Source organism: Desulfococcus sp. (genome assembly GCF_050178255.1).
Lineage (GTDB): Bacteria > Desulfobacterota > Desulfobacteria > Desulfobacterales > Desulfococcaceae > Desulfococcus > Desulfococcus multivorans.
Genome location: NZ_JBFXGG010000192.1, coordinates 1 through 3,041 on the forward strand (window position 1 = coordinate 1; position 3,041 = coordinate 3,041).

The following is a 3,041-nucleotide window of genomic DNA, read 5'->3' on the forward strand; positions in this document are numbered from 1 at the left end:
CCTCTGCCTCTTGAAAGAATATTGCAACCGGTCCAGCATCCGGTTGACGGTTCTTGCCAGTTCGCTGAACTCGTCCTGCCCGTCTCCGGCCGGGATTCGTCGATCAAGGTTCTTTTCGCCGATATCCTGTGCCAAATCCTTCATCCGCCCGATCGGCCGCAGAATCTTGCCGGCCACGAAACGGCTGATGGCGACCAGGGCGAGGGTGGAAAAAACCAGACCGGAGAAAATACCGAGAACCAGCTCCCATATTTCTTCCTCTAGTTTTTCCATGGGCCGCGCGATCTGCGCGAGAAAGGTGTTGCCATTCAGCGTAAACAGAAAGCTTCTGATTCTGAAGGTTACCTCCTGATCTTTTTCGTGGTTGAGGTCGACTTGGCTCCTGGCGATGACAGCCTTGGCAATCGATTTGCCGCCGGGTGGGACCGGAGGCAGCGTTGCCAGTTCAGCGAGTTTGGAGCGGAAAAGAATTTTGCCGCTTTCCCTGTCGGAAATTTCGAGCCAATACCAATCCAAATCCCGGTAGAGCGTATCGAGTTCCACGGGGTCCGTTTTTTCGGGCGTTTTTACGATCATCCGGACGGTTCGAGACGCTTCTTCTTTCAGTACGGTATCCAAAAGTTCGAAAGGTTGTTCGATCAATTCGTAAAAAACGACAACGGAAAACAGCAGGCTGGAAACGAAGCCGGCTCCGACAATGAAAAGGGTGATTCTCGTCTTGACGGTCATTGCTCCGCGTCCCCGATGATATAGCCGACGCCGCGCACGGTTCGGATAATCCTGGTATTGCCGGTATCCCCAATTTTATGGCGCAGGTTCTTCATATGGACATCCATGAAATTGGACATGCTGAAAGGGTCGAAGTCGTCCCCCCAGACATGCTCCGCAAGGCTGAAGCGGGACACGGCCCTGTTTTTGTTGTGAAGGAGAAACTCGAGAATGGAAAACTCCTTGGGGGTCAGTTCGATGGATTTATCCCCCTTGGTGACTTTGCGGCTGACCGTGTCCAACTGCAGATCCTCGACCTGCAGGATGGATTCGCACTGGCCCCCGGCTCTCCTCAGGACGGCACGCAAGCGGGCCACGAACTCGTCCAGGGAAAACGGCTTGGCGAGATAATCATCCGCGCCGAGGTCAAGGCCTTTCACCCGGTCGTTCACGTCGCCTTTTGCGGTGAGCATCATCACGGGCGCATCGATTCCCGCTTTGCGTACTTGTTCCAACACGCTCAGACCGTCCATTTTCGGCATCATGATGTCGAGGATGATCGCGTCGAAGGGGGTACCGAACAATTTGTCCAGCGCTTCCTCGCCATTGGTTGCCGTTTCCACGATGTAGCGCTGGCGTGTCAAGACCTGCCGGAGCTGATCCCGCAAAGCGCCATCATCGTCAACAATCAAAATTTTCACGACCGTGGGCCTCCAAATCTTCTTCTCAAAGCACCTTTTCAAGCCGATCGTGTGATCATCCAAACGCCGCAACAGATGACCACGATGCCCGCCCACCGTGTCGTACCGATACTCTCATGAAAAAAGATCCCGCCGGCAAAAGCGGTGACGATATATCCGATGGAAAGCAGCGGATAAGCATAGCTGACCTCGACCCGGGAAAGCACCAGCAGCCAGACCGCTACGCTGACGCCATAACAGGCCAATCCGGCAAGGACATACGGGCTGGCGGCCACGGCGAGGCCAACCCGGCTCCAGTTTTCCAGGGCGAAGTCGAAATAGCCGATGGCGCGCATTCCCTGCTTGAGGCACAACTGGGCCGCCGCGTTGAGCATGACACCGAAGATAATCAGGGGGAGGTATCTGGCCATTGTCTACCTTTCATATCACCAACGTTGCACCATGTCATGGCATCGCATCCGGGCCAGGCTCCAAAAACCAGCCGGCCCCATGTTCAATACTTCCAGAAGACGTACCCGGAAGATCCGCCCTGGTCCTGAAAGACCGGTTGAGGAAGCTGATCCCGCCAGCGGGAGATCCTTTTGCCTCTAGCCACCAAAATGGTTTTGCCGCGATTTCGTTCTACAAGGTCGGCGGCGGCTTTCGTGTCAAGCGCTCTTTTCTTGGCATCCTCATATTCCAACCCATAATCGAGTTCGCCGGCTCCGCCAAGCAGGTAAACGTCGCTTCGCCGCAAATACCAGCAAACCGCACCGATTGAAGTCTCGTCGGAAATCACGACATGATCGTTGGCCACGTCCGGGGCGTGTTGCTCCAGAAGCTGGCCAGGCGATTTTGCTTCTATGGTTTGATCCGGGATGGTGAAATGGACGAGAAAGAACAACAGAAGCGGAGCCATGCCAAAAATGAAGATTTTGTTCTTTCCCTCGCGGCTTTTCAACGCCCAGAAACAAAACAGGATGAAAAACGAAAGGCCGTTGACGACCATCACCGCTTTCCATGACTGCTGGTACGGATGGAGACCGTTGAAACCGAATAATTGAACATATAAGAATGCCACCAGGATCAAGCCGAAAACCAAGGCGCCGACGACCACCCCCCCTTGGAACCATCGCTTCGACTTTTCCTTCGCGAGGGCCTGAAAGAGCCCGAAGGCGGTGAGAATGGCAAACGGAGGAAAGCAGGGCAGGATATAAGTGAGCAATTTTCCATTCGACAGGGAAAGAAACAAAAATGGCCCGATCAGCCAGCAAAGGCAGAACCTCAGCAATCGACTTTGCGTTTCCCGCTGAAACAGTCGTTCCCTTATTCCGCTTGCGGCCGCCGGCAAGACGAACGTCCAGGGGATGAACATGGCCGGGGCCAGTACGAAGAAAAACCAGAACGATTCCTTGTGTTGCGCGTTTTGCGCCGCAAAGCGTTGAATGTGCTCGTGCCAGAAGAAAAAGCGCCAAAAATCGGGCTCTTTCAAGTGGATGGCGATACTCCACGGCAGTGCCACCACAACCGCGGTCAGAATCGGCAACCAGCTCATGCGCAGCAGGTCGCCATAGCGGCGTTGCCAGACGAGGTAGGGCGCCAGGCTCAATACCGGCACGGCGAAGGCGAGAAATCCCTTGGTGAGAAAGGCAA

At 54.8% G+C, this 3,041-nt stretch carries 4 protein-coding genes; all 4 read right to left on the reverse strand.

Features of this window, described 5'->3' with window-relative positions; translation table 11 throughout:
- Window positions 1-729: HAMP domain-containing protein (locus AB7S84_RS17040; RefSeq protein WP_428155991.1), on the reverse strand; the 729-nt coding region annotated here is incomplete at its 3' end.
- Window positions 726-1,409: a response regulator transcription factor gene (locus AB7S84_RS17045; RefSeq protein ID WP_428155993.1), complete on the reverse strand. Its 684-nt coding sequence runs from the start codon at window positions 1,407-1,409 to the stop codon at window positions 726-728. The genes AB7S84_RS17040 and AB7S84_RS17045, both read right to left, overlap by 4 nt.
- A gap of 38 nt (window positions 1,410-1,447) precedes the next feature.
- The gene (locus AB7S84_RS17050; RefSeq protein ID WP_428155995.1) at window positions 1,448-1,819 is read right to left on the reverse strand and encodes an EamA family transporter; all 372 of its coding nucleotides are present in this window, start codon (window positions 1,817-1,819) and stop codon (window positions 1,448-1,450) included.
- Between the two features lie 83 nt (window positions 1,820-1,902).
- A partial coding sequence (locus tag AB7S84_RS17055; RefSeq protein WP_428155997.1) for a hypothetical protein occupies window positions 1,903-3,041 on the reverse strand: 1,139 nt, incomplete at its 5' end.

Coding starts and splice junctions, on each gene's coding strand:
- AB7S84_RS17050 (WP_428155995.1), bottom strand. CDS start 1,819: ATGGCCAGATACCTCCCCCTGATTATCTTCGGTGTCATGCTCAACGCG.